Origin of the sequence: Sphingobium xanthum (genome assembly GCF_019737615.1) — a bacterium.
Lineage (GTDB): Bacteria > Pseudomonadota > Alphaproteobacteria > Sphingomonadales > Sphingomonadaceae > Sphingobium > Sphingobium xanthum.
On record NZ_JAHKKS010000001.1, the window covers coordinates 48,283 to 68,104 of the forward strand.

19 protein-coding genes are annotated in these 19,822 nt (G+C 65.2%); 17 read left to right on the top strand and 2 right to left on the bottom strand.

Features of this window, described 5'->3' with window-relative positions:
* Positions 1-5 precede the first annotated feature (5 nt).
* The 8 genes from KM135_RS00230 (at position 6) to cobA (ending at position 10,883) form a co-directional block, all read left to right on the top strand.
* Positions 6-803: an N-acyl homoserine lactonase family protein gene (locus KM135_RS00230; protein WP_221711896.1), complete on the top strand. Its 798-nt coding sequence runs from the start codon at positions 6-8 to the stop codon at positions 801-803.
* Positions 804-956: 153 nt separating this feature from the next.
* Positions 957-1,538, top strand: coding sequence for an ANTAR domain-containing response regulator (locus KM135_RS00235; protein WP_221711897.1), 582 nt, complete (start codon positions 957-959; stop codon positions 1,536-1,538).
* Positions 1,535-2,743, top strand: coding sequence for a CmpA/NrtA family ABC transporter substrate-binding protein (locus tag KM135_RS00240; RefSeq protein ID WP_221711898.1), 1,209 nt, complete (start codon positions 1,535-1,537; stop codon positions 2,741-2,743). Before KM135_RS00235 ends, KM135_RS00240 begins: the two co-directional genes overlap by 4 nt.
* Before the next feature lie 220 nt (positions 2,744-2,963).
* Positions 2,964-4,208: a nitrate/nitrite transporter gene (locus KM135_RS00245; protein ID WP_221711899.1), complete on the top strand. Its 1,245-nt coding sequence runs from the start codon at positions 2,964-2,966 to the stop codon at positions 4,206-4,208.
* A 311-nt stretch (positions 4,209-4,519) separates the two neighbouring features.
* A complete protein-coding gene (gene nirB, locus KM135_RS00250; protein ID WP_221711900.1) occupies positions 4,520-7,048 on the top strand; it encodes a nitrite reductase large subunit NirB in 2,529 nt (842 codons plus the stop codon).
* Positions 7,045-7,383: a nitrite reductase small subunit NirD gene (nirD, locus tag KM135_RS00255; RefSeq protein WP_221711901.1), complete on the top strand. Its 339-nt coding sequence runs from the start codon at positions 7,045-7,047 to the stop codon at positions 7,381-7,383. The genes nirB and nirD overlap by 4 nt, the downstream gene beginning before the upstream one ends.
* A 121-nt stretch (positions 7,384-7,504) precedes the next feature.
* On the top strand, positions 7,505-10,105 hold the full coding sequence (locus tag KM135_RS00260; RefSeq protein ID WP_221711902.1) for a nitrate reductase: 2,601 nt from the start codon (positions 7,505-7,507) through the stop codon (positions 10,103-10,105).
* Positions 10,098-10,883: a uroporphyrinogen-III C-methyltransferase gene (gene cobA, locus KM135_RS00265; protein ID WP_221711903.1), complete on the top strand. Its 786-nt coding sequence runs from the start codon at positions 10,098-10,100 to the stop codon at positions 10,881-10,883. Before KM135_RS00260 ends, cobA begins: the two co-directional genes overlap by 8 nt.
* Here cobA and KM135_RS00270 read toward each other — a convergent pair.
* Entirely contained in the window at positions 10,880-11,767 is an 888-nt protein-coding gene (locus KM135_RS00270; RefSeq protein WP_221711904.1) for an SDR family NAD(P)-dependent oxidoreductase, read from the bottom strand. The genes cobA and KM135_RS00270 overlap by 4 nt on opposite strands.
* Positions 11,768-11,868: 101 nt before the next feature.
* On the opposite strand from KM135_RS00270, the gene KM135_RS00275 reads away from it, so the two are divergent.
* The 6 genes from KM135_RS00275 (at position 11,869) to KM135_RS00300 (ending at position 17,834) form a co-directional block, all read left to right on the top strand.
* Positions 11,869-12,798: a TauD/TfdA dioxygenase family protein gene (locus KM135_RS00275; protein WP_221711905.1), complete on the top strand. Its 930-nt coding sequence runs from the start codon at positions 11,869-11,871 to the stop codon at positions 12,796-12,798.
* Between the two features lie 15 nt (positions 12,799-12,813).
* The gene (locus KM135_RS00280) at positions 12,814-14,199 is read left to right on the top strand and encodes an MFS transporter (RefSeq protein ID WP_221711906.1); all 1,386 of its coding nucleotides are present in this window, start codon (positions 12,814-12,816) and stop codon (positions 14,197-14,199) included.
* A gap of 88 nt (positions 14,200-14,287) precedes the next feature.
* Positions 14,288-14,890 (top strand): NAD(P)H:quinone oxidoreductase, encoded by a 603-nt coding sequence (gene wrbA / locus KM135_RS00285; RefSeq protein ID WP_221712490.1) that lies wholly within the window; start codon positions 14,288-14,290, stop codon positions 14,888-14,890.
* A gap of 40 nt (positions 14,891-14,930) precedes the next feature.
* Complete coding sequence (locus KM135_RS00290) at positions 14,931-15,482, top strand: VOC family protein (RefSeq protein WP_221711907.1); 552 nt, start codon at positions 14,931-14,933, stop codon at positions 15,480-15,482.
* 190 nt (positions 15,483-15,672) lie between these two features.
* Positions 15,673-16,698 carry a 5-methyltetrahydropteroyltriglutamate--homocysteine methyltransferase gene (locus KM135_RS00295; RefSeq protein ID WP_343228114.1) on the top strand — a complete coding sequence of 342 codons (1,026 nt, stop codon included), beginning with the start codon at positions 15,673-15,675 and terminating at the stop codon, positions 16,696-16,698.
* Complete coding sequence (locus tag KM135_RS00300; protein ID WP_221711908.1) at positions 16,695-17,834, top strand: cobalamin-independent methionine synthase II family protein; 1,140 nt, start codon at positions 16,695-16,697, stop codon at positions 17,832-17,834. The genes KM135_RS00295 and KM135_RS00300 overlap by 4 nt, the downstream gene beginning before the upstream one ends.
* Positions 17,835-17,872: 38 nt before the next feature.
* Here KM135_RS00300 and gmk read toward each other — a convergent pair whose 3' ends face one another.
* A complete protein-coding gene (gmk, locus tag KM135_RS00305) occupies positions 17,873-18,553 on the bottom strand; it encodes a guanylate kinase (RefSeq protein ID WP_221711909.1) in 681 nt (226 codons plus the stop codon).
* Between the two features lie 80 nt (positions 18,554-18,633).
* Between gmk and KM135_RS00310 the strand changes: the two genes are divergently transcribed.
* The 3 genes from KM135_RS00310 to KM135_RS00320 all read left to right on the top strand — a co-directional run bounded on the left by KM135_RS00310 (position 18,634) and on the right by KM135_RS00320 (position 19,780).
* Positions 18,634-19,215 carry a DUF2585 domain-containing protein gene (locus tag KM135_RS00310; protein WP_221711910.1) on the top strand — a complete coding sequence of 194 codons (582 nt, stop codon included), beginning with the start codon at positions 18,634-18,636 and terminating at the stop codon, positions 19,213-19,215.
* 87 nt (positions 19,216-19,302) lie between these two features.
* Positions 19,303-19,434 (top strand): entericidin A/B family lipoprotein, encoded by a 132-nt coding sequence (locus tag KM135_RS00315; RefSeq protein WP_221711911.1) that lies wholly within the window; start codon positions 19,303-19,305, stop codon positions 19,432-19,434.
* A 7-nt stretch (positions 19,435-19,441) separates the two neighbouring features.
* On the top strand, positions 19,442-19,780 hold the full coding sequence (locus KM135_RS00320; RefSeq protein ID WP_246605637.1) for a hypothetical protein: 339 nt from the start codon (positions 19,442-19,444) through the stop codon (positions 19,778-19,780).
* The last annotated feature ends 42 nt before the right edge of the window (positions 19,781-19,822 follow it).

Here is a 19,822-nt window from a genome sequence, read left to right on the forward strand (position 1 = left end):
GGGCGATGAGCGAATCCACCTTCGAGATCACCGCCATTCGCTATGGCCATCATGATCGCAATGCCGCTGCCAACTTCATCGGCGGCGATGAGCATGACGGGCCGATGCCGCTCGATTATTATATCTGGGCGATCAAGGGCCCGACCAAGACCTACCTGCTCGACACCGGCTTCGATGCGGCGATGGGCAAGCAGCGCAATCGCCAGATCGTCCGCCCGATCGAGGAGGGGCTCGCCGCGGTCGGCCTCGCACCCGCCGACATTTCCGACATCATCATCTCGCATATGCACTTCGATCATGCCGGCAATCGCGACATGTTCCCGCACGCCACCTATCATGTGCAGGATGCGGAAATGGCGTTCTGCACGGGGCGCTGCATGTGCCAGCCGTTCCTCAATCACAGCTTCGACGTGAAGGACGTGCAGGCCATGGTCGGTCGGGTCTTTTCGGGCAAGGTCTGCTTCCACGCGGGCGACAACGAGATCGAGCCGGGGCTTTCCGTTCACCTGATCGGCGGACATACGCGCGGACTGCAGGCCGTGCGCGTGAAGACCCGGCGCGGCTGGGTGGTGCTGGGGTCGGACGCCGCGCATTTCTATGCGAATTTCGAACAGTATCGACCCTTCCCGGTGGTCGAGAGCGTTGCAGACATGATGGCGGGATATGACCGGATGCGCGCGCTCGCGACATCGATACGACATATCGTGCCCGGCCACGATCCGCTGGTGACCGAGCGCTATCCCAAGGCGCGCGACGGCATAGCCGACATCGTCCGGCTCGATCTCGATCCTGTCCCTTACTGATCGCACCGCACGAATTTTTGTTGCGCACTAAGGCGCTGAGGCGGCGCGCGAAAAGGCGCCGCATCGTCTCACTTCGCAACAGAAATGCGATCCGGGAAATTGACCTGAACGCCTTTGAGCGTCATTTGTGTTGCAGGTGCGAAGGAATTTGGGGTGCGAATCGTCATCATCGATGACAGCGGCGCGCGCGCGACGGTCCTCGAGGAAGGGCTGCGGGATGCGGGCTATGACGACATCCATGTCGTGCCCCCGCGCGGTGCCTTCGTCGCGCGGCTGGAGCGCATGGCGCCCGATGTCGTGCTCATGGATTTGGGCAATCCGAGCCGCGACACGCTCGAGGAAATGCTCACCGTCAGCCGGGCGCTCGCCAAGCCGATCGCCATGTTCGTCGATCAGTCGGATGATTCGATGATCGGTGCCGCCATCGATGCGGGCATTTCCGCCTATGTTGTCGATGGCCTGCGCAAGGAGCGGGTGAAGCCGATCCTCGATCTCGCCATTCGCCGCTTCAATGCCTTCGCGCGCATGCAGACCGAGCTTGACGAGGCGCGCACGCAGCTGGCCGACCGCAAGACGATCGACCGGGCCAAGGCGATCCTTATGTCGTCGCGTGGCCTTTCGGAGCCGGATGCCTATGCGCTGTTGCGCACGACGGCGATGAACCAGGGCAAGAAGATGGTGGACGTTGCGCAGGCCCTGATCACGGCCAGCGATTTGTTGGGAGGAATGTCGTGACGCCCATTCGTGTCGCATTTCTGGGGCTCACCGATTCCGCCGTACTCGTCGCCGCGCGCGAGAAGGGCTTTGCCGAGGAGCAGGCCGTCGCGCTCGATCTGGTGCGCGCCGAGAGCTGGGCGACCCTGCGCGACCGGCTGGTATACGGGCAAGTCCATGCCGCGCATATGCTGGCGCCGCTCGCCGTCGCCGTGACGCTCGGCCTCAGCCAGCAGCCCTCGGCGCTTTCGGCACCCTACAAGCTCAACGTCAACGGCAACCTCATCGTCATGGCGCCGGACTTCGCTGCGGCGCTGGAGCCGGATGCGGCCGTGCGGCTGAACGATCCGCTGGCGACAGCGCATGATTTCGCCAACGCCATCGGCCTCTATCACCGCAAGCCGATCATCGGTGTGGTGCATCGCTTCTCCAGCCACTCCCTGGCTCTGCGCTACTGGCTGGCGAGCGCGGGCATCCATCCCGATCGCGACGTGGTTCTGCGCGTCCTGCCTCCCTCCCTGATGGTCGAAGCGATGAAGGCCGGCGAGATTGACGGCTTCACCGCCGGCGAGCCGTGGGGCAGCGCCGCGATCGAAGTCGGGCTTGCCGAGGCCGTCGCCGCGAGCGAGCGGCTCTGGCAGCGCGGCGTCGAGAAGGTGCTGGCCTTCCGCACCGACTGGATGGAGCAGAATCCCGAGCCCGTGGATCGGCTGTTGCGTGGCCTTTCGGCTGCCGCGCGCTGGTGCGACGAACCGGAGAACCGCACGGAACTCTCCGAATTGCTCGCGCGGCACGCCTATGTCGATCAGCCCTCGGAACTGATCGAGCGTGCGCTGACCGGCCGGATCGTCGCGCGCCGTGGCGAGTCGCCGGTGGACCTGCCGGATTTCGTGCTGTTCGATCGGGAGGCGACGCCCTTTCCGTGGCGCAGCCAGGCCCTGTGGATCTATTCGCAACTTGTCCGCTGGAAGATGGTCGAACCGAGCGCCGATGCCGAAGCGCGCGCCGGCGCCGTATTCCGGCCCGATATCTATCGCCGTGCGCTGGCCGACAGCGACACGCCCATGCCGGGCGCGAGCATGAAGGTCGAGGGCGCTCTGGAGGCGCCGCTCGCCATCGGCGCGCAGCGCGGATCGATCACGCTGGGGCCGGATCGTTTCTTCGACGGTCGCGCCTTCGATCCCGACCGGATTGCCGAATATATTGCGGGCTTTGACGTGCCGTGATGTGCTGGAGGAAATTTGTGCCTTGCACAAAAAGCCGAATCACGAGATAAGGCCGTGAACGCGCGACGAGGCGCGTCCATCGGATTGCTAACCCCAGGGCAGGGGCAGGGCGTCCTCCACAACATCGCAGCAAAGCCGCTGACCGGATTTCGCACATCGCGTGCGCATGTCGGTCGAGCGGCTTTTTTTGTTTTCACCGTCCATCCAAGGGGGACGTGACATGGCAACCTTCTACGAGGATGCTCCGAGCGCCGTAAGCGCCGCATCCGACAAGAACAGCTTCTGGCGCGCCGGCCATACGCCGACGCTCATTGCGGCTTTCCTGTATTTCGATCTCGCGTTCATGGTCTGGGTTCTGCTTGGCCCGCTCGCACCGGACATCGCCAAGACGCTCGACCTCAATGCCGCGCAAAAGGGATTGATGGTCGCGACGCCGACCCTGATGGGCGCGCTGCTGCGCGTCGGCAACGGCCTGCTGGTCGATCGCATCGGACCCAAGCTGTCCGGCGCGATCAGCCAGGTTATCGTGATCGTCGGCCTGTTTGCGGCATGGATGATGGGCGTCAACAGCTTCGGCGGCACGCTGGCGCTCGGCGTCATTCTCGGCTTCGCGGGTGCGAGTTTCGCGATCGCGCTGCCGCTCGCCAGCCGCTGGTATCCGGCCGAGCATCAGGGCAAGGCCATGGGCCTCGCCGGTATGGGCAATTCGGGCACGGTTCTCGCCTCGCTGTTCGCGCCGACCCTGGCCAAGCTGTTCGGCTGGAACGCCGTTCTGGGTCTCGCCTGCATTCCGCTCGTCATCGTGCTGGTGGTCTACATGATCATGGCGAAGGACGCGCCGAACCAGCCTGCCCCCAAGAAGTTCACCGAATATTTCCATCCGCTGAAAACGGCGGATGCCTGGTGGCTGATGGGCTTCTACGCGGTGACGTTCGGCGGCTTTTCGGGTCTTGCATCCTCGCTCACCATCTATTTCAACGACCAGTTCGGCCTCTCGACCATCATGGCGGGCTATTGCACGGCGGCCTGCGTGTTCGCCGGTTCGCTGGTCCGCCCGATGGGTGGCGCGCTGGCCGACCGGATCGGCGGCGTGAAGACGCTGATGATGGTGTTCGTGGTTGCGGCGGTTTCCCTCGGCGGCGTCAGCGTCGCGCCGACGCTGGGCAGTGCGCTGGCGCTGTTCGTCGTCGCCATGCTGGCGCTCGGCACCGGCAATGGTGCGGTCTTCCAGCTCGTTCCGCAGCGTTTTCAGGCAGAGATCGGCATCATGACAGGCCTCGTCGGCATGGCCGGCGGTGTCGGCGGCTTCTATCTTGCCTCGTCGCTTGGCTTCGCCAAGCAACTGACCGGCAGCTTTGCATCGGGCTTCCTGATTTTTGCTGCGCTTGCGTTGCTTGCCCTTGCCGGGCTCGCGATGGTCAAGGCCGGCTGGCGTTCGCGCTGGAGTACCGGCGCGCGCATCTGAGGACCAGGCTCAGTCATGAGAATATTGGCCGAAGAGTACCGAAAAGGTGCCTTCGGTCAGTGTTTCTGGAGGGGTGCCAGGGAAATCCTCTCTCTGAAAGGAGGGAGGATTTTCGTTATAAATCACTTGAGCGACTCGACCGTTTCGAGTATGTTGCAATGCGAAGGGCTGGGCAGTCCTCCACTGATATAGTTGCGATCGATCCGATGTTGGGTCGTTCGGGCGTTACGTGATGGCAAGGCCGCCATCCAGGCTTCGGTTCCTGCGAACCGAGGTCCGGATGGCGGCCTTTTTCGTTTTGGAGCACGGGCATGGATTTTCAGAATCAACGGGCGGACGACAAGGATCCCGCCGCCGCTGAAGAGGGCGCCCGCAACGGTGCCGATCAGCGCGAGCATCTGGTCGTCATCGGCAACGGCATGGCCGGTTGCCGCGCGGTCGAGGAACTGCTGGCGCGCGATCCGGGCCGCTATCGCGTCACCATCTTCGGCGCCGAACCGCATGTGAATTATAATCGCATCATGCTCTCGCCGGTCCTGGCCGGGGAGAAGACGTTCGACGATATCGTGATCAATGGCCATGACTGGTATGCCGACAATGGCATCTCGCTCGTCACGAGCGACGCCGTCACCGCCATCGATCGCGCCGCGAAGACCGTTACCAGCCGCTCGGGTCGCACCCTCGGCTATGACCGCCTGCTGATCGCGACCGGGTCCGATCCGTTCATCATCCCCGTGCCGGGCAAGGATCTGCCCGGCGTCATCAGCTTCCGCGACATGAAGGATGTCGACACGATGCTGGCGGCGGCGGATGCGGGCGGCGACGCCGTCGTGATCGGCGGCGGCCTGCTTGGGCTGGAGGCCGCCCACGGGCTCAGCCTGCGCGGCATGAAAGTGACCGTCCTGCACATCATGCCGACGCTCATGGAGCGCCAGCTCGACGAGGCAGCCGGCTGGCTGCTCAAGACCGCGCTGGAAGGGCGCGGCCAGACCGTGCTGACCGGTGCCGACACCGCCGAGATCTATGGCGACGGCAAGGTCGAGGGCGTGCGGCTGAAGGACGGGCGCGACATTCCGGCGAGCCTCGTCGTCATGGCGGTCGGCATTCGTCCGTCGGTGGCGCTGGCGCGCGAGGCGGGGCTGGATATCGGTCGCGGCATCAAGGTCGACGATCATATGGTGACGAGCGACCCGTCGATCCTCGCGGTCGGTGAGTGCGTCGAGCATGACGGCAATGTCTATGGCCTCGTCGCCCCGCTCTGGGACATGTGCCGCAGCCTGGCGGACGGTCTGGTCGGCAAGGCCAATCCCTATCGCGGGTCCGTCACCTCGACCAAGCTCAAGGTGGCCGGGCTCGACGTGTTCTCCGCGGGCGATTTCTCCGGCACCGGGGGGGGCTGCGAGGACATCGTCCTGCGCGATGCCAGCCGTGGCGTCTACAAGCGCCTGATCCTGCAGGACGAAAAGATCGTCGGCGCGGTGCTCTATGGCGACACGGCTGACGGCAACTGGTATTTCGATCTCCTCAAGAAGGGCGAGAATGTCGGCGAGATGCGCGATTTTCTCATCTTCGGCCAGGCCTTCGCCTCTGGGGGTGGGCAGGCGGACCCTAAGGCGGCCGTTGCGGCGCTCTCGGACGATGCCGAGATTTGCGGCTGCAACGGCGTCAGCAAGGGCCAGGTCGTTTCCTGCATTGCCAAGGGCGCACACAGCCTCGATGCCGTGCGCTCGACCTGCAAGGCCTCGGCGAGCTGCGGCTCCTGCACCGGCCTCGTCGAGACTCTTCTGGCGCTGACGCTCGGCGACGACGTCCAGAGCGGGCCGAAGACGATGTGCAAATGCACGAGCTACACGCATGACGACGTGCGCCGCGAGATCGTCGCGCAGGGCATGAAGTCGATGCCGGAGGTCATGCAGAAGATGCACTGGTCGACGCCGGACGGCTGCTCCTCCTGCCGCCCCGCGCTCAATTATTATCTGCTCTGCGCTTTGCCGGGCGAGTATGTCGACGACCAGCAGAGCCGCTTCGTCAACGAGCGCATGCACGCGAACATCCAGAAGGACGGCACCTATTCCGTCGTTCCGCGCATGTGGGGCGGGCTCACCAATCCGCGCGAGCTGCGCGCGATCGCCGATGTGGTCGAGAAGTATAACGCGCCGATGGTCAAGGTGACCGGTGGCCAGCGGCTCGACATTTTCGGCATCAGGAAGGAGGATTTGCCTGCCGTCTGGGCCGATCTCAACGCCGCCGGCATGGTCTCGGGCCATGCTTATGGCAAGTCGCTGCGTACGGTGAAGACCTGCGTCGGCTCCGAATGGTGCCGCTTCGGTACGCAGGATTCGACGGGCCTCGGCGTCAAGCTGGAGCGGATGACCTGGGGCTCGTGGATGCCCCACAAGTTCAAGATCGCCGTCTCGGGCTGTCCGCGCAATTGCGCCGAAGCCACGATCAAGGACTTCGGCGTCGTCTGCGTGGACTCTGGCTATGAGCTCCATGTCGCCGGCAATGGCGGCATCCACGTCCGCGCCACGGACCTGCTCTGCCGGGTGAGCACCGAGCAGGAGGCGATGGATTACTGCGCGGCCTATATCCAGCTCTACCGCGAGGAAGCCCGCTATCTGGAACGCACCGCGCCCTGGGTCGAACGGGTCGGCGTCGATTATGTGCGGCAGCGCATCGTCGAGGACGGCGTCGGCCGCGAGGCGCTGCGCTCGCGCTTTCTCTTCTCGCAGAGCTTCAGCCAGGACGATCCCTGGGCCGAGCGTGCTGCCGGCGCGGACCGCGAACAGCATGCGCATATGGCGCAGGTGCGACCCATCAATCTGGAGGCAGTAGCATGATCGGCGAGTGGCTCGATATCGGTTGGCTGGGCGAAATTCCGGTGCGCGGCAGCCGCACGATCCCGGTCGAGGGCGGCGAGGAAATCGCGGTGTTCCGCACCGGCGACGACAAGGTGTTCGCGCTGGTCAATCGCTGCCCGCACAAGGGCGGCCCGCTGAGCCAGGGCATCGTCCACGGTCACAGCGTCGCCTGCCCTTTGCACAACTGGAACATCGCGCTGGCGACCGGCGAGGCGCAGGGCGAGGACAAGGGCTGCACGCCGACCATCCCCGTCAAGATCGACGGCGGTCGCGTCCTCATCTGTCGCGCCAGCACCGTGCAGGCGGCTGCGTGATGCATGATTTCCTCCCCCCTGCGGGAGGTCGATCGGGGGCTCGTCCCTCCGATCGAGGGGGTGGGTTCTGTCCGTGCCCAGCCTTTGCCCACCCCCATCACCTGTTCGGGCGGACAAGTTCATGAGCGAGGCGATCCGCACCACCTGTGCCTATTGCGGCGTCGGCTGCGGCATCCGCGCGACGCCGCTCGGCGAGCGCGCCATGAAGGTGGAGGGCGATCCCGATCACCCGGCCAATGCTGGCCGCTTGTGCTCCAAGGGCACGCATCTTGGCGAAACGGTCGGGCTGGAAGGCCGCCTGCTCCACCCCATGATCGGCAACCGCAAGGCGAGCTGGGACCGCGCGCTCGATCTGGTCGCGAAGACCTTCCGTGACACGATCGCGAGGCACGGCCCGGACAGTGTCGCCTTCTATGTCTCCGGCCAGCTGCTTACCGAGGATTATTATGTCGCCAACAAGCTGATGAAGGGATTCATCGGCTCGGCGAACATCGACACCAATTCGCGGCTCTGCATGTCGAGCGCCGTCGCCGGCCATCAGCGCGCGTTCGGCGAGGACGTCGTGCCGGCGAGCTATAACGATCTCGACGCTGCCGATCTCATCGTGCTGGTCGGTTCGAACACGGCCTGGTGCCACCCGATCGTCTACCAGCGCATCATGGCCGCCCGCGCCGCGCGTGGCACCAAGCTCGTCATCATCGATCCGCGCCGCACCGAGACTTGCGAAGAGGCCGATCTCCATCTGCCGCTGCGTCCCGGCACGGACGTGGCGTTGATGAATGGCCTCCTCGCGCATGTGCGGCGCGAGGGGCTTGTCGATCAAGAGTATCTCGCCCGGCATGTCGCCGTGCCCGAGGGCTTCTGGGATGCACTCGATGTCGATCACGACCTGTGGAGCATCGCGCGCACCTGCGATCTCGCGCCCGCCGATCTCCAGCGCTTCTACGATCTGTTTGCCGCGACGCCGCGCACGGTCACGATGTTCAGTCAGGGCATCAACCAGTCGATCCGCGGGACCGATCAGGTGAATGCGATCGTCAACGTCCATCTTGCGACAGGCCGTATCGGCAAGCCGGGCGCGGCGCCTTTCTCGATCACCGGCCAGCCCAATGCGATGGGTGGGCGCGAGGTTGGCGGGCTGGCCTCGACGCTCGCCGTGCATCGCGGCTTTGGTGAGGAGGATGTCGCCGATGTCGGGCGCTTCTGGGCGGCTGAGCGCATGGCCACCAAGCCGGGCCTCAAGGCGGTCGATCTGTTCCGCGAAATCGAGGAAGGCCGCGTCAAGGCGCTCTGGGTCATGGCGACCAATCCCGCCGTCTCGCTGCCCGACGCTGCCCGCGTGCGCGCTGCCCTCGCCAAATGTCCCTTCGTCGTGGTGTCGGATTGCATCGCCGAGACGGACACCAGCCGTCACGCACACGTTCGCCTGCCGGCGGCAGGCTGGGGCGAGAAGGACGGCACGGTCACCAATAGCGAGCGCTGGATCAGCCGCCAGCGGCAGGTTCTGCCGCTCGCCGGCGAAGCGAAGCCGGACTGGTGGATCATCAAGGAAGTCGGCCGTCGCATGGGCTGGCGCACCGCCTTCGGCTATGATCGCCCGGCGGATGTCTGGCGCGAATATGCGCGCCTCACCGCCTATCGCAATGACGGCCTGCGCATCCTGAACCTGCGCGACAAGGCCGTGATCGGCAATGCCGATTATGAGGCGATGGAGCCTTTCCAGTGGGGTGGCACGCCCTTCGCGGACGGGCGTTATTCGACGCCGGACGGCAAGGCGCGGATGATCCCCGTCGTGCAGCGCCAGGCCGAGGCGAGCCTCAAGGACTGGCCGATGGTGCTCAACACCGGCCGCTATCGCGACCAGTGGCACACGATGACGCGCACCGGCCTCAGCCCGAAGCTGGCCCGGCATCGCGAGGAGCCGCTCGTCGAGATCCACCCGGACGATGCCGCCGCGCTTGGCCTCGCCGATCGCGCGATTGCCCGCGTATCGACACCGCAGGGTGAAAGCCTGTTCCGTGTCGCGCATCATCCCGGACAGCGGCGTGGTGATCTGTTCACGCCCATTCACTGGACGGACCAGCAATCGACCGGAGGACGCACTGGCTTGCTGCCTCGCCCGCTGGTCGATCCGCATAGCGGGCAGCCAGGTTTCAAGATGACCCCGGCGAAGATCGAGTCGGTGGCGGTCGACTGGACCGGCTTTCTCATCGTCCACGGCGAGGGTGCTGCCGCGCCGAAGTGCCTGTGGGCGACCCGTGTCGCCGTGCCGGGCGGTGCCTTGTTCGAGCTAGCCGGGTTGGGCGATGTGGCTGCGCTCGATGCCGCTCTGCCGAGGGGCGAACGCATGGAAGCGTGCGATCCCGCCCGTGGCACGCGGCGCGTCGCGGTGCTGCGCGACGGCAAGCTGGTAGCGGCGCTGTTCCTGACCCGAACGGGCGAGCTGCCCTCGCGCGACTGGCTTATCGCGCAGCTGAGCCAGCCGCAGGGGCCCCAAGTCCTCGCCGGCCGCGCGCCCGGCGCGCAGGCGGATCGAGGCGCCATCGTCTGTGTCTGCTTCGACGTCGGCGTGCGCACCATCGTGGCTGCCATCCGCGACCAGCAACTCACCGATGTCGCGGCGATCGGCGCGGCTCTGGGCGCGGGCACCAATTGCGGCTCCTGTCGCCCCGCGCTGGCCCAGCTGCTCGCAGCACAGACAAAGGAGGCCGTGCATGGCTGACGATTTTCTTCCCGGCACCGTGTGGCTGGTGGGCGCCGGCCCCGGCGATCCCGATCTGCTGACGCGCAAGGCCGCGCGCTTGCTCGCGGAAGCGGACATCGTCTTTTACGACGCGCTGGTCGGCCACGAGATCCTCGCGCTCGCCCCGCAGGCGAGGATGGTCAGCGTCGGCAAGCGCTCGGGCCGCCACAGCAAGGATCAGGGCACGATCGACGAGTTGATCGTCGCGGCGGCGCTGGCCGGCCGCAAGGTGCTGCGCCTCAAGGGCGGCGACCCATCCGTCTTCGGTCGCGCGGCCGAGGAACTGGCGGCATGCGCCGAGCATGGCGTGCCGGTCCGCATCTGCCCCGGCATCACGGCAGCGAGTGCGGCGGCCGCGAGCGGCCTTGCCTCGCTCACCCTGCGCGGCGCGGCGCGTCAGCTCACGTTCCTGACCGCTCATGCGCGCGGTGACGAGCCCCTTCAGCATGACTGGGAAACGCTGGCTCGCAACCAAGGCACGCTCGCTATCTACATGGGCCGCGCCGCTGCGCCCGAGATCGCGCGGCGTCTCGTTGCCGGCGGATGCGATCCCGCGACGCCGGTGATGGTCGCGGTCAATGTCTCGCTGCCCGGCGAACGCCTGCTGCGCGGTCGGCTGGACGCGCTGTCCTTCCTCGTGCGGACGATCGGACAGGACGACCCCACGTTGCTGCTGATCGGCGAGGCCGTGGCGCCGCGGCCCGTTGCGCCCGCGCCGGAGCGGACGGATCAGGCGCTGCCGCTGGCGAGCCGCTAGGCCGTCTTCAAATCCTGCCGACCCGGCTCCCGCTCGGCCGCCGCCTCGATCGCACGGTGGCGCGAGAGGGTCGAGGACAGAAGGTCGGGATGGGTCACCACCCACAGCTCGCCGCGTCGCATGCCGGCGAGCGCCGCATCGGCGACATAGTCCGCCGTGCTCCAGTCGACCTCGAATGTCTCGTCGCGGAAAGCCTGCTCGTGGACGTCCGCCCCGGCATCGGCGGCGGTCGGCACGCGATATTGCTCTTCCCGTTTCGCATAGCCCGTGCCGATATTGGTCCGCACCGGCCCGGGGCATAGCAGCGTGACGCCGACCTTTGCCCGCTCGGCCTGAAGCTCCAGCGCCAGCGTTTCGCCAAAGGCGGCCAGCGCATATTTGGTTGCGGCATAGGCGGCCTGCGCGCGGGTCGCATAGAAGCTGGAGAGCGAGGCGGTGAACAGGATATGCGCGCCGTCCGGATTGGCCTTGAGCACGGGCAGGAAGGCGTGAACGACATTCACCGCGCCGAACAGATTGACGTCGAACAGCCAGCGCCAGTCCTGGATGCTCAGCCGCTCGATTCCGGCCATTCGCGCGACGCCGGCATTGGAGCAGAGCAGATGGACCTGCCCGAATCGCGCGACGGCTTGATCGGCCAGAGCCTGCACGCTGGCAGGATCGCGGCTGTCGGTCACGACGGCAAGGCCGCCCAGTTCCGCGACCGCCCGATCGAGCGCGTCGGCATCGAGATCGGCAAGGACGAGCTGCACGCCCTCCGCCTTCAGCCGGCGCCCGAGCGCAAGGCCGATGCCTGACGCCGCCCCGATGATGACCGCCGTCTTTCCGGCGAGATCGGCCATGTCCAGCGGAGTTTCGCCCGTCGCGATCGTTTCCAGAAGCATCGGTCCTCCCCAATAAGTCGCTGCCTTTCATCGGCATGCACTATCGGTCCGGCCATAACCGTGAAATATTGCGGGCAAAATATGATTCACAGGAGAAGGACATGTCCTCGCTGCAGATCAGGAAGATCACGCCCGGCTTCGGCGCGGAGATCACCGGCATCGACCTCACCCGGCCGCTGACGCCGGATCAGGAAGCCGATATCGTCTCGGCGATCGCGGAATATGGCGTCTGCGTCTATCCGCACACCGGCCTCACCGATCAGACCCACATCTGGTTCAGCCGCATGTTCGGCAATCTCTGGACGATCGGCGGGCAGGCGACTCGCCCCTCGCGCTTCGCCTATCCGCACCTGTTCGAGGCGGGCAATCTGAGTCCGGACGGCTCGATCAGCATGGACGAGATGGCCCGCAAGCGGCGCAAGGGCGACCGGCTGTGGCACACGGATTCGAGCTTCACGAAAGAGCGCACGACCTACTCGCTGCTGCTCGCGCATGAAGTGCCGGCGGAGGGCGGCGAGACCGGCTTTGCCGACATGCGCGGCGCCTATGACGCGCTGCCCCAGTCCATGAAGGACCGGATTGAGCATCTGGAAGCTGAGCATAGCTATAATTACTCGCGCATGCTCGCCGGCTTCCCGATCACCGAGGAAGAAGTCGAGGCAGGCATGATTGCCCGCCACAAGCTCGTCCACATCCATCCCGGTTCGGGTCGCAAGAGCCTCTACATCGCCAGTCACGCGCTGCGCATCACCGGCATGGAGAAGGAAGAGGGGCGCGCGCTGCTCCGGGAATTGCTGGCGTTCGCGACCCAGCCGCAATTCACCTTCAACCACTACTGGAAGCCCGGCGATCTCGTCATCTGGGACAATTTCTCCACGATGCACCGGGGCGGAGACTATGATGACCTCAATCATCGCCGCGACATGCGCCGCACGACCGTCATGGCCTATCCGCCGCCGCCCGTCGTACTCGATCCGCGCTTCAGGGACCGGTTCGATCCCGCCCAGTTCGAGGCGATGGTCGATGCGTGAGGCGGGCGCAGCTGCATGACCACGCCCGCTTCGACCGCGATCGATGACAGCCTGCCGCACCCACCGGTCTCCACCGTCGCTGCCGAGCCGGACTGGGCGCCACCGCGCGTCGCCTGGTTCACCATGTGCATGATCGGGCTGGTCATGATCTTCGGCCAGATGGATCGCGCGATCTTCTATCTGCTGGTAAGCCAGATCAAGGCGGACCTGCAGTTCAGCGATACGCAGATGAGCCTGCTGATGGGCGTTGCCTTTTCTGGCGCCTATTTTCTTTGCGGCCTGCCGATCGCGCGCCTGTCGGATGTCGGCCGGCGCAAGCTCATTCTGCCCGCCGCGCTCGGCGTGTGGAGTCTCGGCACGACGCTGTGCGCGGTCACGGGCAATTTCTGGCAGCTTTTCGCCGCGCGGTCGCTGGTCGGCGCGGGAGAGTCGGTCAAGGGGCCATGCGCGGTCTCGATCATCTCGGACCTGTTTCCTCCCCGAAAGCTGGCGCGTGGTTTCGCCTTCTACAGTTTCAGCATTCGCGTCGGCGAGGCGCTGGCGCTGATCGTCGGCGGCCTGCTGATCGGCCTCTTCGCCACACTCGGGTCGATCCAGGCGCCGGTGCTCGGCGAACTGCGCGGCTGGCACATGATCTTCATCATCTTCGGCGCGCCCGGCATCCTCTTCGCCTTCGTCTTCGCGCTGACGGTCAAGGAACCCGCCCGGCACGGCCGGCGGATACAGGGATCGGTACCGCTCAGCGAGTGCTTCGCCTTTCTGTTCAAAAGCAGGTCCGGCGCGGTGCTGATCCCGATCCTGCTCGCGGCCGCAGTCTCGAATATAGAAGACGTCGGGGTGGGCTCGTGGCGCCCGGTCTTCTATGAGCGCACTTATGGATGGGGACCGGCGGATTTCGCGCCGATCCAGGGCTTGGCCAGCCTCATCCTGACGCCGATCGGCCTGATGCTTGGGGCCTGGCTTGCCGAGAGCATGATGAAGCGCAAGCGCTACGACGCCAATATGCGGGTCGTGCTGTGGGCTGCGTTCATCAGCATTCCGCTCAGCATTGCCGGTCCGCTTATGCCCACGTTCGAGCTGGCGCTGGCTTGCAGCCTGTCCAATCTCACGCTGACCATCGCCGCTTCGCCCTGCCAGCTCGCAGCGATGCAGGTCGTGACGCCCAACGAACTGCGCGGGCAGGTGAACGCGCTCTACATGTTCACGTTGAGCGTGCTGGGGCAGGGCCTGGGACCGACCGTCGTCGCGTTGATGACGGACTATCTCTTCCGGTCCGAGGCCGATCTTCGCTATGCCATGGTGACCACCGCCGCCGTGGCCGGGCCGATCGCACTTTTCCTCATCTGGAAGGCGGTGCGCCCCTATGGCGACTTTTATCGCGCGCAGATGGCGAAGGTTTAGACGACTGCCATTCGCCCCGCTTCGGCGTGCCGCGCGGATACGAATCACCGCCTCATCCGTTTGATTCCCTTCCGACAGGAGAGGCATGATGACCAAGATTCTGGTGCTCTATTATTCGAGTTATGGTCACACGGAGGCGATGGCGAAGGCCGTCGCGGAAGGCGCGGCGAGCATCGAGGGGACGCAAGTCGAAACCAAGCGCGTGCCCGAGCTTGTGCCGGACGAGATTGCCGAGAAATCCGGCTTCAAGCGCGATCAGGATGCACCGATTGCCACGGTGGAGGAGCTGCCAGACTATGATGCGATCATCTTCGGCACGCCGACACGCTTCGGCAACATGACCGCGCAGATGCGCAACTTCCTCGACCAGACCGGGCCGCTGTGGGCGCAGAACGCACTGGTGGGGAAGGTCGGCAGCGTATTCACCTCGACCGCGACCCAGCATGGCGGGCAGGAGACGACGATCACCTCGTTTCACCTGACGCTGCTGCATCACGGCATGGTCATTGTGGGCCTGCCCTATACCTTCGCGGGCAACAGCGAGATGTCGGAAATCAGCGGCGGCACGCCTTATGGCGCCTCGACATTGGCTAATTCGGACGGCAGCCGCCAGCCCAGCAACAATGAACTGGCCGGCGCGCGCTTTCAGGGTCGCCATGTCGCGGAAATTGCGGCTAAGCTAGCAGGCTAAGGGTTATAAGATGCCCGCCTGATTCGTGAGGAGAGAGAAGATGGCGAAAATCCTGGCCAACCGCCTGCACCATACTGCCTATGTGACCAAGGATCTCGAAAAGACGCGCGCCTTCTACGAGGACCTGCTCGGCTTCCAGCTCGCTGCAACCTATTGCGAGAAGGACGAGCTGTTCGGCAAGGAGCGCACTTATTGTCACTGCTTCTTCGAGATGAAAGACGGCAGCGCGCTCGCCTTCTTCCAGTTCGCCGATGACGAGGATCAGGCCCTGTTCGGACCGTCCATGCCGGATAGCCCCTTTCACCACATCGCCGTGCATGTCGATGCCGAGGACCAGGCCGAGCTCGAGCGCCGCATCGAGGCCGCCGGCATTCAGCCCCCGGAGACCTACACGCTGGAGCATGGCTATTGCCGCTCGGTCTATGTGAAGGACCCGAACGGCATGACCGTCGAGTTCACCTGCGACGATCCCAAGGCGCTCGATCCGGCACTGGATGCGCGGCGGCGCGCGGATGCGCATGCCGAGCTCAAGCGCTGGCTGGGCGGGCAGCATCACAACAACAACCCCTTCCGGGCCGAAGCCAACCACTGAGCGAAACGCGATACGCCGTTTCGTTCTTGTCGAACGCTATTTGTCATGGCAGAACGCCAGACGGTAGGCTGCTGGGGAGATCAGGCTGACATTTGCAGGGGAAATCGGGCGCGATCCGACGCCCGACACCCGGCGAGCTGGCGGCTTTCCTCCACCCGCATCGACATGCTGATAGTGAGAGGAGAGTGACGTGGTGCTGCTTCCGACAACGCTCGTGGGGTCCTATTCCCAGCCCGATTGGCTGATCGACAAGGTGAAGCTTGCCGGACGCTTTCCGCCCCGCGTCCGCGCGACGGAACTGTGGCGTGTCGATCCCGAATTCCGCGAACAGGCCTTCGATGACGCGACGGTGCTGGCGATCCGCGATCAGGAGCGGGCCGGCCTCGACATCATCACCGACGGCGAGATGCGCCGCGAGAGCTACTCCAACCGGTTCGCGACGGCGCTGGAAGGCGTCGATCTCGACAATCCCGGCGTCGCGCTGGATCGCTCGGGCGAGCCCAATCCGGTGCCGCGCGTGGCGGGCAAGATCCGCCGCAAGCATGCGGTCGAGACCCGCGACGTCGAGTTTCTGCGCGCCAATACGGATCGGATGATCAAGATCACCGTGCCCGGCCCGTTCACGATGAGCCAGCAGGCACAGAACGACTTCTACGCCGACGAGGCAGAGATGGCGCACGACTATGCCGTCGCCGTCAATGCCGAGATCAAGGATCTGTTCGCGGCGGGCGCCGACATCGTCCAGATCGACGAGCCTTATATGCAGGCGCGCCCGGCCAAGGCGCGCGAATATGGCCTCGCCGCGCTGAAGACCGCGCTGGACGGCGTCGGCGGACGCACCGCGCTGCATATCTGCTTCGGCTATGCCGCGCTGATCCACGAACGCCCGGAAGGATATAACTTCCTCCCCGAGCTGGCCGACACGGCGCTGGATGAGATTTCGGTCGAGACGGCCCAGTCGGAGTTGGATTGTTCGGTCCTCGCCAAGCTGCCCGGCAAGACGGTGATCCTCGGCGTGCTGGACTTGTCCGTCCGCGAGATCGAGACGCCCGAGACGGTCGCCGCGCGCATCCGCCGCGCTTTGCCTTATGTGCCGGCAGACAAGCTGGTCATCGCGCCCGATTGCGGCTTCAAATATCTGCCGCGCGACATCGCCTATGCCAAGATGGAGGCGATGGTCGCGGGTGCGAAAATCGTCAGGCAAGAGCTTTCATGACAGCGGGTCGCTTCCTCACCACCCATGTCGGAAGTCTGCCCCGCACCGACGCCCTCAAGGCGCTCATGTTCGCGCAGGAGGACGGGGAAGCGGTCGATCAGGCCGCGATCGACGAACGGATCGATCAGGCTGTGGCCGATGTCGTCGCGCGACAGGCCGCGGCCGGGATCGATATCGTCAATGATGGCGAGCAGTCGAAACCGAGCTATGCGACCTATATCAAGGACCGGCTCAACGGTTTCGGCGGCGAAAGCACGAGCTATGTCTTCCAGGATCTGGAGGACTATCCCGGCGCCAAGACCCGCATGGCGGCGGATGAGGGCCGCAAGCATCGCCGCGCCCCGGCCTGCACCGGGCCGATTTCGGTCAAGGACATGGACGCTGTCACGCGCGACGCGGTGACGCTCAACGCGGCGCTGGCGGCGCATCCGGGGCGGCAGGCGTTCATGAGCGCGGCCTCGCCGGGCGTGACGGCGCTCTTTTTCCGCAATGACTATTATGCGCGCGAGGAGGATTATGTCTTCGCGCTCGCCGAGGGTCTGCGTCACGAATATGAGGCGATCGCGGCGGCGGGCATCGTCCTGCAGATCGATTGCCCGGACCTTGCCATGGGGCGGCACACCCAGTTTCGCGAACTGACGCTGAGCCAGTTCCGCGACCGGCTGATGCTCAACATCGAGGCGCTCAACCGCGCGACGGCGAACATACCGGAACAGCAACTGCGCATGCATTTATGCTGGGGCAATTATCCCGGCCCGCACAATCATGACGTGCCGATCAAGGACATCATCGATCTGGTCTGGCGCGCGCGGCCGCATGCCATCCAGTTCGAGGCGGCCAATCCCCGCCACGCGCATGAATATGTGCTGTTCGAGACGCTCCCGCTGCCGGAGGGGAAGGTGCTGATCCCCGGCGTGATCGAGTGCCAGTCGCCTTATATCGAGCATCCCGAACTGGTTGCGCAGCGCATCGGCCATTATGCCAACCGCGTCGGGCGTGACAATGTCATGGCCGGCGTCGATTGCGGCTTCTCGGTCCATGTCGGATCGGACGTGGTCGATCGCGAGGTGGTCTGGGCCAAGCTCGCCGCACTGGCCGAGGGCGCGGCAATCGCGAGCAAGACCTACTGGCCCTGATCTTTCTCCCCTCCTCTAAAGAGGAGGGGCGAGAGGCCCTAAACCTCGCCGGTATCCAGCTTCCGGATAAAACCAATCAGCCCGGTCTGCCGGCTGCGCTTCAGCCGCTCGGCGCGCAAGATGGTCTGGACTTTTGCGAAGCAGGCGTCAGCATCGTCGTTAACAAGCACGTAATCATAGCCGTCCCAGTGCGCGATTTCGCTGTGGGCGCGGGACATGCGGCGGTCGATGACGTCGTCGCTGTCGGTGCGGCGGCCGCGCAGGCGCGCTTCCAGCTCGATCATCGAGGGCGGCAGGATGAACACGCGCACGACATCGCCGCCGGCAATCTGATGCAGCTGCTGCGCGCCCTGCCAGTCGATGTCGAAGAGCACGTCATGCCCGGCATTCAGCATGTCCTCGACCGGCGCGCGCGGCGTGCCGTAGCGATTGTCGAACACATGCGCCCATTCGAGGAACTGGTTGTCGGCAACCATCTGACGGAAGGTCGGCAGATCGACGAAATGATAGTCGATCCCGTCAACCTCGCCCGGACGGCGCGGGCGCGTCGTCGCGGAGACCGACATGGTCAGCCCGTCCTCGGCGGCGAGCAGCTTGCGCGAAATGGTCGACTTGCCGGCGCCCGAAGGCGAGGAGAGCACGAAGAGCAGGCCCCGGCGCTTGAACGCGGCGGGCTGTTCGAGCGCATCTTCGAGGGGGATCGTGGTCGTTTCGGCCATGACTGCTCCTGCCGTGACTTGCGGCGCGCGTCAATCGGGCTAGCAAGGGCATGGGGAACGGCAGGCGAGGGAGCGGGGGCATGAGAGGCGCACGGACGAGCAACAGGCAGCGCATCACGGTGATCGCCGTCATCGCGCTGATCCTCGCCGCGACGGCCGCGATCCTGCACGGCCTCGGCCGCGTCTTCTTCTGCACCTGCGGGCGGGTCCGGCTCTGGGCGGGCGGCGTCAACACGGCGGACAACAGCCAGCAACTCTCCGACTGGTACAGCTTCAGCCACATCATTCACGGCATGATCTTCTTCGGCCTGCTCTGGCTCGCCGCGCGCAACGTGCCTTTGCTCTGGCGGCTGGCGATCGCGGTCGTGATCGAATGCGGCTGGGAGATCCTCGAAAACTCGCCGATCATCATCGACCGCTACCGGGCCGCAACGATCGCCATCGGCTATACTGGCGATTCCATCCTCAACAGCCTGTCCGATGTCGCGATGATGGCGCTCGGCTTCCTCATCGCGGCGCGGCTTCCCTGGCGTTGGACGCTCGGCCTCGCGCTCGCGATGGAGCTAATGACCCTGGCGCTGATCCGCGACAATCTGACGCTCAATGTGTTAATGCTGGCCTGGCCGATCGACACCGTGCGGGACTGGCAGGCCGGTCTCTGAGCGCACCGGCGCGGCAACCGAAGCGCGGCGCGAGCGTTCTGATCGTGAGCCACAAACGGAAGCCACAACGGACAAGGAAACCGGACGATGACTAGCAAAGCCCTGATCGCGCTGTTTCTCGGCGCTTCGCTCATGCTGTCCGCCTGCGCCACGGTGAAGGGTGCCGGCCGCGATATCCAGTCGGTCGGACAGGCCGGCGAAGACGCGATCAATGATTGAGGAGGCAATGATGACGGACAACCCACGCCAGCGGCCCGATGTGGACGATCCCGACCCGGATCCGAACACGCGGGAGGACAATGCCGAGCAGAATGACGAGGGCAGTCAGGCCCAGGACGTCGCCGCCGATGCGCTGCGCAATCCCTATCGCGCGGACGTCGAGACGGAGCGCGGCGGGCGACCTGATCCGACGCAGCTCATTCCAGACGATACGCAGGACCTGGTCGATCATATCAAAGACATGGACCGTAGCGGCCGGATCGACATGGGCGCTTTCGACGGCGAGGACAATATGGACGACGAGGATGGCTCCGTATCCGACACGGGCGAGCCTTCGCGTCACTAGGCGGTTAGCCCCGCGAACTCGGGTTCAGAGAAAATCCTCCCC

Bases quoted from the DNA above. Each gene is read 5' to 3' on its own strand.
- KM135_RS00315 (WP_221711911.1), top strand. From the start codon at position 19,303: ATGACTAGCAAAGCCCTGATCGCGCTGTTTCTCGGCGCTTCGCTCATG.
- KM135_RS00270 (WP_221711904.1), bottom strand. From the start codon at position 11,767: ATGCTTCTGGAAACGATCGCGACGGGCGAAACTCCGCTGGACATGGCC.
- KM135_RS00230 (WP_221711896.1), top strand. From the start codon at position 6: ATGAGCGAATCCACCTTCGAGATCACCGCCATTCGCTATGGCCATCAT.
- KM135_RS00260 (WP_221711902.1), top strand. From the start codon at position 7,505: ATGAGCGAGGCGATCCGCACCACCTGTGCCTATTGCGGCGTCGGCTGC.
- cobA (WP_221711903.1), top strand. From the start codon at position 10,098: ATGGCTGACGATTTTCTTCCCGGCACCGTGTGGCTGGTGGGCGCCGGC.
- KM135_RS00320 (WP_246605637.1), top strand. From the start codon at position 19,442: ATGATGACGGACAACCCACGCCAGCGGCCCGATGTGGACGATCCCGAC.
- KM135_RS00245 (WP_221711899.1), top strand. From the start codon at position 2,964: ATGGCAACCTTCTACGAGGATGCTCCGAGCGCCGTAAGCGCCGCATCC.
- nirB (WP_221711900.1), top strand. From the start codon at position 4,520: ATGGATTTTCAGAATCAACGGGCGGACGACAAGGATCCCGCCGCCGCT.
- KM135_RS00290 (WP_221711907.1), top strand. From the start codon at position 14,931: ATGGCGAAAATCCTGGCCAACCGCCTGCACCATACTGCCTATGTGACC.
- KM135_RS00300 (WP_221711908.1), top strand. From the start codon at position 16,695: ATGACAGCGGGTCGCTTCCTCACCACCCATGTCGGAAGTCTGCCCCGC.
- KM135_RS00280 (WP_221711906.1), top strand. From the start codon at position 12,814: ATGACCACGCCCGCTTCGACCGCGATCGATGACAGCCTGCCGCACCCA.
- KM135_RS00275 (WP_221711905.1), top strand. From the start codon at position 11,869: ATGTCCTCGCTGCAGATCAGGAAGATCACGCCCGGCTTCGGCGCGGAG.
- nirD (WP_221711901.1), top strand. From the start codon at position 7,045: ATGATCGGCGAGTGGCTCGATATCGGTTGGCTGGGCGAAATTCCGGTG.
- gmk (WP_221711909.1), bottom strand. From the start codon at position 18,553: ATGGCCGAAACGACCACGATCCCCCTCGAAGATGCGCTCGAACAGCCC.
- KM135_RS00310 (WP_221711910.1), top strand. From the start codon at position 18,634: ATGAGAGGCGCACGGACGAGCAACAGGCAGCGCATCACGGTGATCGCC.
- wrbA (WP_221712490.1), top strand. From the start codon at position 14,288: ATGACCAAGATTCTGGTGCTCTATTATTCGAGTTATGGTCACACGGAG.